Below are 14,903 nucleotides of genomic sequence, written 5' to 3' on the forward strand. Positions count from 1 at the left end.
TGAGCCATGGACCGAATGTGTTTCATTAGTTTCATAAAATCATCCTTCCTTAGAAAATTCTTGAAGGAAGGATAACGTATATAAGGGGAGATACAAAAATTTTAGAGCTTAGCTTGACGGCTATGCACCGTTTCCCCGCCACCCTATCCTTTTTTTGATGAACGAACCCTACGTTGTAAGAAGATATCTTCCACATTCACTGCATGACAAGGTTGAATAAATCAGGAAGCAAGCCCTCTTTGTAGCTGTTACTATGGTTGAATGATTCTACCTACCCATGTTTCCGTTTCTCTTATAAACGCAAGGAGGGCCGGGAAATTGCGAGACTCCAATGGGAGGATAGTACATGGTGAGATCCCGCAGGGCTTTAGCCCGAGGAAGCTCACCGTACGCCCATGGAAAGCGAGTGATTTCCCGGACCTCCAAACGCTCACAACCGTAACGGACACAGTTTCTCTCGAAACTGTGTCTTCAAGTAAAGGGAGCTTAACTGTAAGATCAAAACTAAGATTTTAACAGAACCAAAATAAAAAGAAGCCAGTCCGTCTTTGGACTGGCTTCTTTCATATTCCCATTTTATAGTCGTATTGCTTTGCTTTATCCGGTTTTGCGTTTTCGTAGTCTGTTTTGACTTCTGGTTTATAGGAAGGGACGACTTTCGAGACGAATGGGAACCGCTCGAGTTTTTCCATTGTTTCCTCATGCCGCTCCTTGTCTACATAAAGGATCGCATACTTGCTTTTTTTTGAGGCATAGATTAAATGGCCATGCTTTTTTATTTGTCTTAAATTTTTCATGTGCTGAAAATAAATGACCATACCTTGTCGTTGCACGTTCATATTTGCTTCCTCGCTTTTATAGGCATTTACAGCAAGTGTATCAGAATTATAATTTTCAGGCAATTGTTCTAAATATCTGCTCTCCATTGAAAATGTCTCTACAGAGAGATAGGATAGAATAAAAGTGGCTATCCAGAGGAGGGACGGTATGACAGATCATGAACGAGCATGGGAGAAATTCATCGCATTTATGGAACAGGCAGAAATCATTGAAAAATTTACCGTAAAAACTTATACCGGTCTCCCATTTGTATATATAAAGCCTCTGAAAGAGACTTCCCGCCTCGAAATCGAAGACCTTTTGAAACGGGCTGCAGCATCTGCCATGAAAGGAAAACGCCTGACCCTTGCGATGAGTTACGTTCGCAAAAGCCAGGCGCTCTATGTGTATAGGGTCCGTTTTTTGGTCCCTCAGCGTAAAATGTTCTGTTGCGGGAATCTATGTGATGACTGTATAAGGTTCACAGATCCTTTTTGAATCAGGAAGCGCACCCACAACCGCCGCCAGTACCACAGCCACAGCCACTGTCAGTCAGGGCCATGCCATCACGAGGTACTTTGATATTTTCGGAAACACTGAAGGCCACATGTTGACTCACTTCATCAAGAAGTTTTTGAAGATCCCGCTCTCTTAATTTGAAGGCGGCAACCTTTTCATTCATGTCCATTTCCCGTTTAACGGAACGAACTTCTTTCATTATCCGATAATAGTCAGGATGGTAACGGCCAAACCGCTGTACATCTTCGTATTGATCTTTGATTTTCTGGAAATCACGGATCAAGCGTTGTGCCTCTTCATCTTCTTCCAACTGCTTCTTAGCAGTTTGATACGCATCCATGACATCAGATTGTAATATCATTTGCCCGATATGTTCAGATGAATCCAACACATCGACAATTTCTATCGTGGCCAGCATTTGTTTCACCTCCACCTTTATCATAACAAATGTGGAAAGATAAAGAAATGCACGATGATTATTCTTCTTTCATCACCTTGGCCATTTGAATCAGCATATTTACCATTTGCAGCTGGTTTCCGACTTTTTCCATACGCTGGATCGGCGTTTTACCAAAGAAACGTTTCATTTCTTTATCGAACTGTACTTGCTGACCGGGTTCACGGGCAAGTTTCCGATACCATTCCGGGTTAAGCCGTATGAAAGCCAGCCGCTCTTCATTAGCTTTTAAAAATTGATAATTTTCAGGTTGCATGGTTCCTCAGTCCTTTAAAAACGGAAAATTATTGGAATGATTGCCTTTCGAAGAGCTTTTCATTTCCTGGAATTGCTTCACCAGTGTCTGCAGGTTTCCCAGCGCACCGTTCAAGTGGTGAATATGGCCATTGATATTATCCCAGTTGACTTGATCGACCATTTGCACAAATTGGTTCATCCATTCTTTTTTATCGGTACTTTTTGTTTCCCTTTGTTGATCATCATCAGTTCGATAATCATCAAAAATCGGATCGTCTTCACCAAGTAAAAGCCATTTTTCATAATACTCCTGAAGCTTCTTTCTGTCATTGCGCAACTCACTTTTCAATTTCGGATGGTCATTGACAAAGTTACGGAACTGTTCAACACTTGGATGAAGCTTGTTTCTATCCATATGCTGCACCCCTTTACTTCAAGTATTCCCCGGTATTAGCCTATGCCCGGGTAGTGAATTTGTGCCTAAAGCAAGGAGGAATTTCATGTTCATCGCATCGATCGTCATCCCTATCCTGATCTTCTATTTCTACCACCGTACAAAAAAAGAACGGCAAAGCTATTATAATGAATGGGTTGATATGGGAAAGACTAATGAATCAGCCGTGCTGGAAGGTACAGTAGTCCGTGCAGCGGTATATCAAGAAAAACACTATCAGGATCTTTACTTATCAGTTACTGAACTATGGGTGGATAGTAAAAGAGGCAGAATAAAAGCAATAAAAAAAGAACCCGCCTGCCCAACTCATGAGCAAGCGAAGTTCGAAACTGGTCAATATGCCCGGCTTTCCGGCGAATGGCATCACTCGATTTTTTATTTTTCCTGCATCCTGGAGTCATCACCTGGGCACTAGGAAATTCTGCGTGTAATAATCCTTATACACCCCTACACCAAGGTGGGAATAACGATCATGCAGTAATGCCTCCCTGTGTCCTTCACTATTGAGCCATCCTTCCATGGCAGCAGCAGCATCCGGGTATTGAGCCGCTATATTTTCACCCGCGCTTGAATAGGTGACTCCATCTGCTTTCAGCCGTTCCTGGAGACCAATGCCTTCTGGCGTATAATGGGAAAAATAATTATTTTCTCGCATATCTTTACTATGCTTGAAGGCTACCTCGGCAACTGGCTGATACCATTCCAGCCGCTCTTTACCGAAGCGGATTCTGTAGCGGTTGGTAATATCCAATATTTGTTTTTCTCTCGCCGTTTCGATCGCTTCCCACTCTTCTTCTATAACTGCAGACTTCGGCAGCTTTCCTCGATAAGAAACCTGATAAGGCTGTTGTTTTAACAACACTTCATAATTCATTACCCTGATAGAGGAAAGCCGATCTGTAAATGTATCAAAATACAACTGGGCATAGACGCTGTCACTCAATTGAACTAAAGGTCTCGATGCAAGGTCGTCCTCTGACAAGATAAATGTATAGTGTTCAATACCCTTTTTATAAGTGACCTCTTTCGTAAAATCATGCTGTGATTTTACCGTTTGATAATCATCTCCAATGGTAAGGGGATCCGCTTCAGCGGCAGCACCGGTTAAAAACCAGGTAGAAATCTTTCCGTCTTCTATGCCGAACTGAAGGTATTTTTCCGGATCCGTATTATACACCCACCACGTATAGCCATAGGCGCTCGGATCTTTTCGCTGTGGTTGCCCATAAGTATCAAGGAGTGCTTGTTTATCTTTGCCGATCCATTTATACATATCCCCTTCCAATGATAAACTTTCTTCTTTGGTCATATCATCAGGGGGAGGTGCCTCTTCTTCCTGTTCAAGCATTTCTGCTATTTTCCCGGCTGCATCCATCCCTTTTTCCAGGCCTTCCTCCAACGTGTTGTCAGCGAAATCCCCTGTTATAACCAGGTAGACACCAGCAGCCAACATAATCAGTACAATGAAGCGAATAAAGTTCATGGCTTCTCTCCCTTATTTAATATCGTGCTGTTTCTAGTCGATGCTACTCTATTTTTATCATCAGTATAGTCTAAGCCGCAACTATTTATGACTATGTAATACGAGCATAAGGGGCTTTCTGCGTCAGGGGATTGGATTGAAACAGAAGAAAAACGATCCTGCCGTAGCAGAACCGTTTTCACTTGTACTAGTGCAATTCCGGACGTTCAGATATTTCTTCCAAAGCTCTTCCTGCTGCTTCATCAGACATATCTTCTACAGATAGATCTCCTAGTGAAAGGATGCCAACAAGCTTGCCTTGTTCGACGACTGGAAGACGACGAACCTGGTGTTCAGCCATCACATTACTAGCTTCCTGCAAAGTTGCATCAGGAGCTACGTGATAGAGCTTGTCACTCATTACCTCCTGGATTGGAGTAGAGCCTGGCTTTTTATTCGCGTATCCACGGATAACCAAATCACGGTCTGTCACCATTCCGAGTAATTCCTGGTTGCTTCCGCATACCGGCACAGCACCAACATTTCTTTCCTTCATCATTGTGGCAGCATCGAATAAATGATCATCCGTTGTACAGGCAGAAACCTCTCCAGTCATGATCTCACGTACTGTTTTCATTATTGTGTACCCTCCTTTATACTTAAAAAAGACAGACAATCCTGTCCATTCAACAGGTAGTTTATCCAAAAAGGGAGAAAGTTTGCATGCAACAGGTGAGGATTTATAGTATAATAAATTGCATCATGCTTGATTTCATACTATGATAAGCTTAACTACATACAATTTTTGCGAGGTGTTTGAAATGAAACTGGAAGCTACAGGGATTGAAGGATTAGTCATCAAACAAAAGCCGCTCCATCATATTTTGAACAAAGCGGGATTCATCCGTGGAGGCCAATGGGACTATGAGCGCGTTACTTACGATTACAAAATCGGCTCACCTGAAAAGAACATTACTTATTATGTACGTATCCAGGGGTATGCGATCGAAGGGGAAGTTGATTCTGGTACAGGTGTCTTCAAAATGCTTCCTCCCCTTCTAGGACGTCATTATTATCCACACGGAGTTGAATATGGCGAACAGGAAGGTTTCTCTCAAAACCTGATCGATCGTGCCAATAAATTAGTCGCAAAAGCTGCAGAAGACATCAAAAAGCATCAGGAAGTAGTCTGAACCTCTGCCGCTGCCGCATCCTAGTTGATAGGTTGCGGTTTTTTATTACATTCTAACCTGCATGACTGTTCAAAAGGCCTCTGTTTTGCTATATTTTGAAGTATAGGTGTTATTAGGAAAGGAGATACATAACTAAATTGTTCCGCTACCTTACAAAACGACAATGGATTCTGATTATTATATCTGTACTATTTATTATTGCGGCTTATTTTCTGCTGCCCGTATCCGTTCCTTTGATCGCAGCTTTCGTTACAGCATTATTTCTTAACCCAGCAATTCGTATGCTGCAATTTCGATTTCGGATGAAACGAAAACTTTCCGTTATCATAACCTTTTTACTTTTTTTGCTGCTTATCAGCATACTGGGTACATTCATCATCACAAAAACCGTCACACAAGTGGCTCATTTGACGGAAAATGCTCCTACTTACGTGAAAGAAATAAATCTAATCGTGCAGGATTGGGAAGAAAGCATCGATCGATATGCCCAGGATCTTCCGGATGAATTTGTGACAGAGATTACAGCAGGAATGCAAAGTAATGTGAAGAACCTGAGCGAAACGATCACGAATAATTTAACGATCGAAAACATTACGAAAGTGTTTGCTAAAATCCCGGAATATTTGGTCAGCTTTTTAGTATACTTGATCGCACTTTTTCTATTTATGCTGGAAATGCCACGCTTGAAAGAAAACGCATATGATCATATGACGGAGGAAACTTCAGAAAAAGTCAAGTTCATGAATGCCCGTTTGTCTTATGTCGTATTCGGATTTTTAAAAGCGCAATTCCTGGTAAGTATCATCATTTTCATTGTAACCTTGATCGGTTTGCTGTTCATATCACCTGAAGTTGCGGTGATCATGTCATTGATCATCTGGGCGATAGACTTCATCCCTATCATCGGATCAATCGTCATTTTAGCTCCCTGGTCGTTATATATGTACCTGGCGGGTGATATTGTAACTGGAACAAAATTAGCGATTTTAGCAGTCCTTCTCCTTGCTATCCGCCGTACTGTGGAGCCGAAAGTGATGGGACGACATATCGGACTTTCTCCGCTGGCAACTTTGATTGCGATGTTCCTCGGATTGCAATTAATGGGTATCATGGGATTTATTTTAGGGCCTTTGATCTTAATCGCCTTCAATTCCGCTAAAGAAGCAGGAATCATCCGATGGAACTACAAAATTTAATAGGATTAAAAAAGCTCAGAGTATTTAGCTCTGAGCTTTTCTTTCCTTCAGGGGTTTCAGTGACTAAAGTTTTTAACGAAAAACGCTTCCATAGCTCTGATGTCATTAGTACGATAGGTTATCCCTTCGGTGTCAAAAACAATAAATTCAGGTAACTGAGTGATATTCAATGCTTGTCCATAATGATAAGGTTCGGTTGGAATCTCTTCTAAAATTTCAAACGAATTAATGGTAGCTTCCCATACCTCTTCTTGTTCTATGGTAAAGGTTTCATTGATAAGTGACTGGAACGCTTCAGGTGGCATATCATCTTTAAATGCAACCACATTATATTTTCCTTCTACATTTGACTTCAGCTCATTCACAAGCTTCTCTTCCTCAGAAGTACAACCGGCCAGCAAAATACTAAATAAAACCGCTGTCAAAAGGACTTTTCTCATCATACTCCCCCTGTTATATATAATAATGTTGATTTACAGTTAAAGCTCCCTTTAATTGAGGACTCAGTTTCAAGATAGTTGGGGCCGTTACCATGAAAAAAATGAGATGGTCCGGGAAACGACTCGCTTTCCTGCGGGGGACCTGGCAAGCTTCCTCGGGCTAAAAGCCCTGCGGGATCTCGCCTAGCCCCTTCTCCCGCGGGAGTCTCGCCGTTTCCCTTCCCATCCAGCCAGTATTGTAATAAACGGACCCTTCAAAAAGAGAATAGTGCTCAACTAAAAACTTCATCCGAAAGCATTTATAGAGGATATAAAGGGCAGAAGTCTTCTTTCAAAAATCATGGGCTGTATTCCCCACAAGTGTGATTTCCAGAACTTCCTATGGCAAAGGGCGTAGGGGAACTGCGAGACTCCTCGAAAATGCTACGCATTTCCTTCGTGCGTGGGTTAAGTCAAGGTGAAAATTCAAAGTCCTGTGGGAAATGCGTGTTAGCTGAGACCCCACAGAGCGTCAGCTCGAGGAGGCTCATCACTCGCCCACGGAAAGCGAGTTGTTCCCCAACGCCCTTCCTCTCTTACAATATCTCGAAATCAAGTCTGCGACTTTTCGGCTCTATACTTGAATAAGCAGGATATACTCTAATCATACTTATCAACATTGATTTTTATCTCTAATCTTAACAAAACAAACGCCCAGGCAGGAAAGCCTGGACGTTTTTAATGTCTTACTTATTCGTTATTCTATTAATCAGCAGACTAGAAAAAGTCAAGAAATGCCGGTTGATTATTCGGTATCCATCCAGATAAGCGTGTGAGGCTGCTTGGATCTCCCGTTAATTTTTGCATTAAGATAGCTTTCTCTATTGTCAGGCTGCCTAAAAGGAGAGCTGATAGTGTCTTTACATCGGTTTCTATATCTGCCTCATCACTTGTCTGCTTAACCACCATACCTTCATTTGTCGGGCTACATTGCCATACCCCATCATTCCATGTCGCATATTTATCGAATACCTTTATGTTCAAGGGTGCATTGTCTAATGAATCAGCAAAAGGATATAGCTTGAAGAAGTTTTCAATATCCACGATTCTTGCCATGAAATAAGGCTGTTTTACTTCTTTGAATCTTGGGTTCGCAAAATGGAAGGCATCTAAATCGCCTGGCAGCATGGAAATCTCGATTTGTTCAGTCATAGAATCATGATTCTTCATCCATTGAAGCAAAGCCTGGAATGCCGGTTTGCTGTGATAAATAAATTCCTCAACGACCAAACGGTCTTTTTTCATTTCAGCCAATATATAGCCTTCTATATGGCCTTGTGATTCATAAGCGATGATTTGGGTATCATCGGAAAGGACACGCCGTTCCCACCACCAGGGTTCCCTTGCCAGCATTAACGTATAAGCGGAAGCTGCTTTTTCATAGACATCATTCAGAAGGGCTGGTGCCTCCTCTTTATTTACCCGCACCAGCTTCCCGTCAAAGAAAGGGTGCTCGACTATTAAATTGGAAATGCTGCCCTGATAAGTATACGTGTACTGGGTGAGCTCATATCCATAGTTGCGATAAAATGGAATGGAGAATGGATGAAGTAATGATAAGGAATCACCCTTTTCACGCATCCTCTTCAATGCTTCCTTCATCAGTTGTCCTACATAGCCTTTCCTGCGATGCTCAGGCCATGTCGCTACCCCGGCTATGCCTCCCATATCGATTTTCGTGTCATTCAAAAATACCTGCAGTGGAAGGAGATGGAGTTTTGCCGCCATTTTATCATCTTCAAACACCGCAAATATATCCTGCTTGTCCATCTGCCATTTTCTATCTTTGATTTGTTGTTCAGTAAGCTTGTAATTAAAAGCATTTTCACCCAATTTCAAACAAGCATCATATTCCCGGGCGGTAATTTTTTTCACATCACTCATTTCAGTTCCTCTCTTTCTTGAACAATAAAATAGTCCCTTCTTTTCCGTGAACACTGTATCCGCATTTTTTTAATACTTGAAGGGAGGGTGTGTTAAATTGATCACACTGAGCGGTAACCAGGGAAATACGGTGGTTAAAGGCCCAGGCTGTAAGAGCGCTTACTGCTTCCTGCGCATACCCTTTTCCCCGTTTAGATGGTACTACTGAATAACTTATCTCCCTTTGTCCTTTATGAATGGATACAGGTTTGAAGCCGACATCCCCTACTAATGTAAAGCTGGAACGCTCTATCATATACCAGGGCCCGAAACCAAGTTCCTGATTGTCCGCCTCTAATGACTCCACATATAAAGGAAGCCAGGCAAGGAGGCCATAGTTTGGCCATCCTTCTGTAAAATTTATTTTGTTTTCTAAAAAAAACCTGCTTTTATTTTTCATCACTAGCTGAGCATCCTGCAGCGTAAATGCCTGGATATGTAATCTTTCCGTTTCAATGAACACCGAATCCCTCCACTCCTGGTTTCCCAGTTAGTTAAAAAAATCGCATGAAATCGGTAATGACTTCATGCGACCTCCTGTTTAGAATCCGAAAATAGCTCGAAAAACGTTTGTCGTCTCTCCAGGTTCGTAGATGATATATAAAAGGAAATAAACAATGACACCTGTGACAGCTGAAAAAAACCAAATCACACTGGTTATAGGTCCTATCTTCCGATGTTTGGCGATTTTCCGTTTCAGCGCAAGCCTTAAGGTAACTATACCGAATATGGCTCCTGTAGTAGCGAGGATAATATGAAAAATCATATAGATGGTGTAGTATGATTCTACATTTTCAGGTCCTCCGAAGCTTGTATTTCCCACCAGGATCGTTCTGGTCAAATAAATGATAAAAAATAAGAGCGCACTGATAGCCGCAGTAAGCATCACTTGTCTGTGACGGCGGCGATGCCCTTTTACAATCAACACCCAACCGATTGCCACAAGTGTCCCGCTAAGCGCAATAAAAAAAGTGCTGATCGTAGGTAACAAAAGCATGGACGGTCATTCCCTTCAAGCAATATCCTAATTCTCTTTCATACTAATAAAGATATCTAATTTAAACAAGCACCTTATTTAAAATAAAAGCTTTCCTGACAAGTCAGGAAAGCTCATATGGCCATCAAGAATCTTGTGGAGCATTAGCTGGCAACGGATCAATAATATCACGCTCTTTATTGAACCAAGTAAAGAATATTTTAGCGATAATTGTACCGAATATGATCTCCTGTGCCACTTTCATGATGATCCCGGCAGTCTGCTGATCATCTAAAAGAGAAAGTGGGGAGAATAATTCCGGACCACTCATCCGAAGCCCGGACATACCGTTCAACACGTCCTGTGGGACACAAAGGCTCAAAGCCTGAACCCATGGCCCACCTTCTGTAAACGTTGCATACATCGGTGCCTCAGCAAAAATAATCAATGCACAAGCTGGTGTAATTAGCACGCCATTGGCAAAGATATAGCCAATCTTCATGATTTCACTTAGACGGTCCAATTCTTCCAACGGAGGAAAAACAGATATCCACATTAAGAATGCTGTTATTAAGATGACGATGGTAATCCCAGCGTGTACAAACTCACCTGTTTTAGCATAATCGAATACGGACGGCAGGTGATACAGCGAAAACAAACCGTTGAATAACAATATAGCAATCAAGGGTTTAGTCAATAGTAATAATATCGGGCGTACTACCGGCAGATTAAACAGTTTCTTCCACATCCACTTTGGTATTCCCTTTAGGATCAAAATTGGGAACAGCAAGTAGTAAAGAGCCATTTGTGTCATATGAGCTGTAAATACAATATGGGCTAACAAATCAATCGGAGAGCCTTTAATGATATATAACACAAGTAATCCTATATAGAACATGGCTTGTTGTTTTCCTGACGGACGCCTTTCCTTCGTGAACCTATGACGGCCAGGACCAGTCAAATAGAAATATATACCCGCCACGAGCAATAAAAACAAGAAGTAATAGGGACTCCACATCGCCCGGAATCCGAAAATCTGCAATTCTAACCACATAAAAGTTCACTCCATATTGGTCGTTATATAACCTATTTTAACTTAAAGTGTCGAAATTCTCGACTTTTAAATCCTAACCACATAAAAGTTCACAAAAGCGACAAAATTTCCTGTTAATTGAAGAAAGAGATCGGAACAAATGCTCCGATCTCTCTTCTACATGAATTTTACCACCAAATGATTGTAGTGAACGTAAGAATCGTCATGAACGCGACCGCGATCCCGCCATAAATCATTAATGCAGGTGTCTCATGACCTTTATTTTTCATATGCATGAAATAATAAAGCTGGAAAATGACTTGCACGACCGCTAACAATAAGATAATCGGAATAGCGAAGTATTTCCCAATGGCATCGGTAGCCACTACCGCAAAAGCAGCAATTGTAAAAATGATCATCATACCGAAACTGATCACCTGATGTTTCATTTCTTCTTTGTGTTCTGCTTTTTCAAATTCATTATGAGGTGTGGAATTGGTGTCTTTTGTCATGGATTAACCCACCTTTCCCATTAGGTAGACAACTGTAAAGATGAATACCCATACTACGTCAATAAAGTGCCAATACAAGCTGGCAACATAAAATTTAGGTGCATTATATAGGTTTAAACCACGCTTAGCATTTCGCGCCATCAGGGTGACTATCCATAGCAGACCGAAAAGCACGTGTCCTCCGTGGAAACCAACCAGTGTGTAGAACGCTGAACCTAACGCAGAAGAACGGAAGGTAAATTCGTATTCATGAATGTAATGATAAAACTCGTAAAGCTCGAAACCTAAGAAGCTGAAACCTAAGGCGACTGTGACGCCAAGCCATACCATCATTTTTGAGAAGTTATTGTTCTTCATATGATACATGGCATACACACTTGTCAAGGAGCTTGTTAGAAGGAGCATCGTCATTACGAATACAAGTTCAAGACCGAATAGCTCTTCTGTACCTGGCCCGCCTGCTGTTGAGTCCTTTAAGGCCAGGAAAGTACCGAACAGACTGGCGAATAATACGGTTTCTCCCCCAAGGAAGAACCAGAAACCAAGGAATTTATTTTTACCTTCAAGGGTGGCTTTTTCTGGTTCATGAGGCATTTGTTTCGGATTCAAAATGTCTTCGTTACTCATAGCTGGCCATCCCCCTTTTCTAAATCTTCTTTATGGATATGATAGCCAAGATCATCTTTGACAGAACGTACAAACATGGCACCTAGCGTAATACCCATACCGATGAATACAAGAGATAACCAGACAGGATTATCGACTTGATAGATAAAGCCGAATCCGGCAATGAACAGTCCCAGTGACATGACAAACGGTAAGATAGAACCGTAAGGCATATGGATATCTCCGAGTGGTTCAGCTGGCGTCATAGCCTTCTTACCTTCTGATTTTTCGATCCATAGTGCATCTAAACCACGTACCAATGGCGTCTGTTTAAAGTTATAGAATGGCGGTGGTGACGGGATGGACCATTCCAGCGTACGTCCATCAAATGGATCTGCAGATGCTTTTGGTTCTTTAACTGCTGTATAGATGACATTCCATAGAAAGATGATGACACCAAGCGCCATGAAGAAAGCACCGATCGTACTGATCAAGTTACCTGTATCAAGCCCTTGCCCTTCAAGGAACTTCCAGTAACGTCTAGGCATTCCCATCAGACCCAGGAAGTGCTGGATAAAGAATGTCAGATGGAAACCGATGAAAAATGGCCAGAACGCCCATTTCCCAAGCTTTTCGTTCAATACTTTACCGAACATCTTCGGCCACCAGTAATGCAGGGCAGCGAAGATACCGAATACTACACCACCAACGATGACGTAGTGGAAGTGGGCTACTACGAAATAAGTATCATGGTATTGATAGTCAGCTGCTGCTACTGCAAGCATGACACCAGTCATACCACCGATCGTGAATGTTGGAATGAATGCGACCGACCAAAGCATCGCTGTCGTCATTTTGATGGCTCCACCCCACATGGTGAACAGCCAGTTGAAAATCTTGATACCTGTTGGTACGGCGATCGCCATTGTAGTAACTGCGAAAATCGAGTTGGCTACTGGTCCCATGCCTGTTGTGAACATGTGGTGAGCCCATACCATGAAACCTAAGAAACCGATCAATACGGTCGCGAAAACCATGGCAGAGTAACCGAAAAGACGTTTTTTTGAAAACGTAGAGATAACTTCACTAAAGACACCGAATACAGGAAGAATCAAAATATATACTTCCGGGTGTCCGAAAATCCAGAATAAATGCTCCCAGATAATGACGTTACCACCTGCTGCGACATCAAAGAAGACAGAACCGAACATGCGGTCGAACATCATTAGGAACAAACCGACAGTCAATGCCGGGAATGCAAACAAAATCAACGTACTAGTTACAAATACTGTCCAGGTGAACAGTGGCATACGCATATAACTCATACCTGGTGCACGCATGTTAACGATGGTTACCAAAAAGTTGATACCACCAATTAAGGTACCGGCACCGGAAATCTGTAACCCCATGACGTAGAAGTCTACCCCATGTCCTGGAGATGTTGTTGATAACGGAGCATAAGCTGTCCAACCAGCATCAGGAGCTCCACCCATAAACCAAGAAAAGTTAAGGATCAGGCCACCAAAAAAGAACAGCCAGAAACCTAAAGAGTTAAGAAACGGGAATGCTACGTCCCGAGCACCAATTTGTAATGGTACGACGGCATTCATTAAAGCAAATAACAATGGCATGGCTGCCAGGAAGATCATAGTTGTACCATGCATCGTAATCATTTCGTTGTAAAGACCGGCACTGATGAACTCGTTGTCCGGTTTCATCAATTGGATCCGGATAATCATTGCTTCTAGACCGCCCATTAGGAAAAACAAGCCGCCGGCGACGAGATAAAGATGTGCGATTTTCTTATGGTCGACGGTAGTCAGGTAATCCCAGATAAAAGCGCCGAAGCCTTTCTTTTGCGCTACTGCAGTACTCACGCTTTTAACCTCCCTCTAAACTTCATACATATCTCACATAGCTTTTACTTATTGTGCACTTTCAGGTGTAATTTCTGAAGGCTTCAATTGCATCAAATATTCAGCAACCTTGCCAGCTTCTTCTTTATTGACCAGGTTTGGCGGCATCGTGTTGCCAGGTTTATATTCATTCGGATTCAGAATCCAGTTCACGATGTTTTCTTTAGTAGGTTCCAAAATACCAGCAACTTTTGCACGGTCACCAAAGTTGGTCAAGTTAGGACCTACGCCTTTAGGCTGTGCACCAATTGCGTGACAGCTCATGCAATTGTTTTGGAAGATTTCCTTTCCTTCTTGAGCCACTTGTGTTTCCGGTTCAGCTTCAGGGTCCGCATTTTTCATGTCCTTCACCCATTGATCATACTCTTCTGGGCTGACGACCACTACGCGGAAGTCCATCAGTGAATGGGAAGGACCGCACAATTCAGTACATTGTCCCCAGTAAACGCCTTCTTCATTGGCTTCAAGGTACATCGTGTTTTCGTTATCTCCTGGGTTGGTATCGATTTTACCTGCAATCGATGGTACCCAGAAGGAATGGATGACGTCAGCTGACTTCATCGTTAAGTATACGCGTTCCCCTTTAGGGATATAAAGATCCTGACTGGTAGAAATCTCTTCACCAGCATAATCAAACTGCCACCAGAACTGAGCTGAAGTTACATCGATTCTGATATCGGCTTCATCTGAAGATGTTTCAGCCAAATCGAAGACAGCCTGAACTGTTGGTACTGCTAACACTAACAATAGGATAATCGGAATGACTGTCCAGATGATTTCAAGAACTTTGTTACCTTCTGTTTGTTTAGGAATAAAATCCTCCTGGCCTTTTTTCCGACGGTAACGAATCAGAACAAAAGTATAAATGGCCATTACGACGATGAATACAAAGATCATGATTGCAATACTAAGTATCATCAAATCGTATAATAGTTCCGCTCCATATCCATCAGGTTTAAGCGCGCTTAATTTATCAACCCCGCAGCCTGATAGAATCAAGGAGAGCGATCCGAGCAAGAACAGAGCACGGAATTTTCCCATCCATCCTTTCATGAATACTACCTCTCTTTCTCTTTTTAGCTTTACTTTTATTTCATAATCGGATGAAGGCGGTTAAAGCC

The 14,903-nt window shown here is 42.2% G+C and carries 19 protein-coding genes; 4 read left to right on the forward strand and 15 right to left on the reverse strand.

The annotated features are described in order from the left end of the window. Positions 1-563: 563 nt before the first annotated feature. Positions 564-839 carry a YlbG family protein gene (locus ACGTN9_RS16645; protein ID WP_093046601.1) on the reverse strand — a complete coding sequence of 92 codons (276 nt, stop codon included), beginning with the start codon at positions 837-839 and terminating at the stop codon, positions 564-566. A 148-nt stretch (positions 840-987) separates the two neighbouring features. Here ACGTN9_RS16645 and ACGTN9_RS16650 point away from each other — a divergent pair, with 148 nt between their 5' ends. Further along, on the forward strand, positions 988-1,317 hold the full coding sequence (locus tag ACGTN9_RS16650; RefSeq protein WP_499594798.1) for a hypothetical protein: 330 nt from the start codon (positions 988-990) through the stop codon (positions 1,315-1,317). 1 nt (position 1,318) lies between these two features. Here ACGTN9_RS16650 and ACGTN9_RS16655 read toward each other — a convergent pair whose 3' ends face one another. Genes ACGTN9_RS16655 through ylbD form a run of 3 tightly spaced genes read right to left on the reverse strand, consistent with a single transcriptional unit; the run spans position 1,319 to position 2,447 of the window. Then, entirely contained in the window at positions 1,319-1,756 is a 438-nt protein-coding gene (locus ACGTN9_RS16655; RefSeq protein WP_499594800.1) for a YlbF/YmcA family competence regulator, read from the reverse strand. A gap of 58 nt (positions 1,757-1,814) precedes the next feature. Further along, positions 1,815-2,051: a YlbE-like family protein gene (locus ACGTN9_RS16660; RefSeq protein ID WP_499594803.1), complete on the reverse strand. Its 237-nt coding sequence runs from the start codon at positions 2,049-2,051 to the stop codon at positions 1,815-1,817. A 6-nt stretch (positions 2,052-2,057) separates the two neighbouring features. Beyond that, entirely contained in the window at positions 2,058-2,447 is a 390-nt protein-coding gene (gene ylbD / locus ACGTN9_RS16665) for a spore coat protein YlbD (protein WP_499594806.1), read from the reverse strand. An 85-nt stretch (positions 2,448-2,532) separates the two neighbouring features. On the opposite strand from ylbD, the gene ACGTN9_RS16670 reads away from it, so the two are divergent. Next, positions 2,533-2,901 carry a hypothetical protein gene (locus tag ACGTN9_RS16670; RefSeq protein WP_499594809.1) on the forward strand — a complete coding sequence of 123 codons (369 nt, stop codon included), beginning with the start codon at positions 2,533-2,535 and terminating at the stop codon, positions 2,899-2,901. Here ACGTN9_RS16670 and ACGTN9_RS16675 read toward each other — a convergent pair. Both ACGTN9_RS16675 and ACGTN9_RS16680 read right to left on the reverse strand, forming a co-directional pair. Then, the gene (locus ACGTN9_RS16675) at positions 2,887-3,969 is read right to left on the reverse strand and encodes a CAP domain-containing protein (RefSeq protein WP_499594812.1); all 1,083 of its coding nucleotides are present in this window, start codon (positions 3,967-3,969) and stop codon (positions 2,887-2,889) included. The two genes, ACGTN9_RS16670 and ACGTN9_RS16675, sit on opposite strands and share 15 nt — an antisense overlap. A 187-nt stretch (positions 3,970-4,156) precedes the next feature. Further along, a complete protein-coding gene (locus tag ACGTN9_RS16680; RefSeq protein ID WP_499594814.1) occupies positions 4,157-4,585 on the reverse strand; it encodes a CBS domain-containing protein in 429 nt (142 codons plus the stop codon). A 184-nt stretch (positions 4,586-4,769) separates the two neighbouring features. Here ACGTN9_RS16680 and ACGTN9_RS16685 point away from each other — a divergent pair, with 184 nt between their 5' ends. Both ACGTN9_RS16685 and ytvI read left to right on the forward strand, forming a co-directional pair. After that, on the forward strand, positions 4,770-5,141 hold the full coding sequence (locus ACGTN9_RS16685; protein WP_499594816.1) for a YugN family protein: 372 nt from the start codon (positions 4,770-4,772) through the stop codon (positions 5,139-5,141). A gap of 137 nt (positions 5,142-5,278) precedes the next feature. Then, positions 5,279-6,337 (forward strand): sporulation integral membrane protein YtvI, encoded by a 1,059-nt coding sequence (gene ytvI / locus ACGTN9_RS16690; protein WP_499594818.1) that lies wholly within the window; start codon positions 5,279-5,281, stop codon positions 6,335-6,337. 56 nt (positions 6,338-6,393) lie between these two features. Here the strand turns inward: ytvI and ACGTN9_RS16695 are convergent, their stop codons facing one another. The 9 genes from ACGTN9_RS16695 to coxB form a co-directional block, all read right to left on the reverse strand. Then, positions 6,394-6,777 (reverse strand): hypothetical protein, encoded by a 384-nt coding sequence (locus ACGTN9_RS16695; protein ID WP_499594821.1) that lies wholly within the window; start codon positions 6,775-6,777, stop codon positions 6,394-6,396. 756 nt (positions 6,778-7,533) lie between these two features. Continuing rightward, entirely contained in the window at positions 7,534-8,700 is a 1,167-nt protein-coding gene (locus tag ACGTN9_RS16700) for a GNAT family N-acetyltransferase (protein ID WP_499594824.1), read from the reverse strand. A 1-nt stretch (position 8,701) separates the two neighbouring features. Continuing rightward, positions 8,702-9,202 (reverse strand): GNAT family N-acetyltransferase, encoded by a 501-nt coding sequence (locus ACGTN9_RS16705; protein WP_499594827.1) that lies wholly within the window; start codon positions 9,200-9,202, stop codon positions 8,702-8,704. A 78-nt stretch (positions 9,203-9,280) separates the two neighbouring features. Continuing rightward, positions 9,281-9,736, reverse strand: a complete 456-nt coding sequence (locus ACGTN9_RS16710; RefSeq protein WP_499594830.1) for a DUF420 domain-containing protein — start codon at positions 9,734-9,736, stop codon at positions 9,281-9,283. A 124-nt stretch (positions 9,737-9,860) separates the two neighbouring features. Next, entirely contained in the window at positions 9,861-10,769 is a 909-nt protein-coding gene (gene ctaG, locus ACGTN9_RS16715; protein WP_499594832.1) for a cytochrome c oxidase assembly factor CtaG, read from the reverse strand. Positions 10,770-10,936: 167 nt separating this feature from the next. Continuing rightward, positions 10,937-11,260, reverse strand: a complete 324-nt coding sequence (ctaF, locus tag ACGTN9_RS16720; protein ID WP_499594834.1) for a cytochrome c oxidase subunit IVB — start codon at positions 11,258-11,260, stop codon at positions 10,937-10,939. A 3-nt stretch (positions 11,261-11,263) separates the two neighbouring features. Further along, positions 11,264-11,887, reverse strand: a complete 624-nt coding sequence (locus ACGTN9_RS16725; RefSeq protein WP_093046212.1) for a cytochrome (ubi)quinol oxidase subunit III — start codon at positions 11,885-11,887, stop codon at positions 11,264-11,266. After that, complete coding sequence (ctaD, locus tag ACGTN9_RS16730) at positions 11,884-13,743, reverse strand: cytochrome c oxidase subunit I (RefSeq protein WP_499594838.1); 1,860 nt, start codon at positions 13,741-13,743, stop codon at positions 11,884-11,886. Before ctaD ends, ACGTN9_RS16725 begins: the two co-directional genes overlap by 4 nt. Positions 13,744-13,791: 48 nt before the next feature. Beyond that, positions 13,792-14,835 (reverse strand): cytochrome c oxidase subunit II, encoded by a 1,044-nt coding sequence (coxB, locus tag ACGTN9_RS16735; RefSeq protein ID WP_499594840.1) that lies wholly within the window; start codon positions 14,833-14,835, stop codon positions 13,792-13,794. Positions 14,836-14,903 lie beyond the last annotated feature (68 nt).

This window comes from Halobacillus sp. B23F22_5 (assembly GCF_043497085.1).
Classification (GTDB): domain Bacteria; phylum Bacillota; class Bacilli; order Bacillales; family Halobacillaceae; genus Thalassobacillus.

What these genes read in the sequence shown, in the direction of transcription:
- ACGTN9_RS16645 (WP_093046601.1), bottom strand. Translation starts at nt 839, where the DNA reads ATGAACGTGCAACGACAAGGTATGGTCATTTATTTTCAGCACATGAAA.
- ACGTN9_RS16650 (WP_499594798.1), top strand. Translation starts at nt 988, where the DNA reads ATGACAGATCATGAACGAGCATGGGAGAAATTCATCGCATTTATGGAA.
- ACGTN9_RS16655 (WP_499594800.1), bottom strand. Translation starts at nt 1,756, where the DNA reads ATGCTGGCCACGATAGAAATTGTCGATGTGTTGGATTCATCTGAACAT.
- ACGTN9_RS16660 (WP_499594803.1), bottom strand. Translation starts at nt 2,051, where the DNA reads ATGCAACCTGAAAATTATCAATTTTTAAAAGCTAATGAAGAGCGGCTG.
- ylbD (WP_499594806.1), bottom strand. Translation starts at nt 2,447, where the DNA reads ATGGATAGAAACAAGCTTCATCCAAGTGTTGAACAGTTCCGTAACTTT.
- ACGTN9_RS16670 (WP_499594809.1), top strand. Translation starts at nt 2,533, where the DNA reads ATGTTCATCGCATCGATCGTCATCCCTATCCTGATCTTCTATTTCTAC.
- ACGTN9_RS16675 (WP_499594812.1), bottom strand. Translation starts at nt 3,969, where the DNA reads ATGAACTTTATTCGCTTCATTGTACTGATTATGTTGGCTGCTGGTGTC.
- ACGTN9_RS16680 (WP_499594814.1), bottom strand. Translation starts at nt 4,585, where the DNA reads ATGAAAACAGTACGTGAGATCATGACTGGAGAGGTTTCTGCCTGTACA.
- ACGTN9_RS16685 (WP_499594816.1), top strand. Translation starts at nt 4,770, where the DNA reads ATGAAACTGGAAGCTACAGGGATTGAAGGATTAGTCATCAAACAAAAG.
- ACGTN9_RS16695 (WP_499594821.1), bottom strand. Translation starts at nt 6,777, where the DNA reads ATGAGAAAAGTCCTTTTGACAGCGGTTTTATTTAGTATTTTGCTGGCC.
- ACGTN9_RS16700 (WP_499594824.1), bottom strand. Translation starts at nt 8,700, where the DNA reads ATGAGTGATGTGAAAAAAATTACCGCCCGGGAATATGATGCTTGTTTG.
- ACGTN9_RS16710 (WP_499594830.1), bottom strand. Translation starts at nt 9,736, where the DNA reads ATGCTTTTGTTACCTACGATCAGCACTTTTTTTATTGCGCTTAGCGGG.
- ctaG (WP_499594832.1), bottom strand. Translation starts at nt 10,769, where the DNA reads ATGTGGTTAGAATTGCAGATTTTCGGATTCCGGGCGATGTGGAGTCCC.
- ctaF (WP_499594834.1), bottom strand. Translation starts at nt 11,260, where the DNA reads ATGACAAAAGACACCAATTCCACACCTCATAATGAATTTGAAAAAGCA.
- ACGTN9_RS16725 (WP_093046212.1), bottom strand. Translation starts at nt 11,887, where the DNA reads ATGAGTAACGAAGACATTTTGAATCCGAAACAAATGCCTCATGAACCA.
- coxB (WP_499594840.1), bottom strand. Translation starts at nt 14,835, where the DNA reads ATGAAAGGATGGATGGGAAAATTCCGTGCTCTGTTCTTGCTCGGATCG.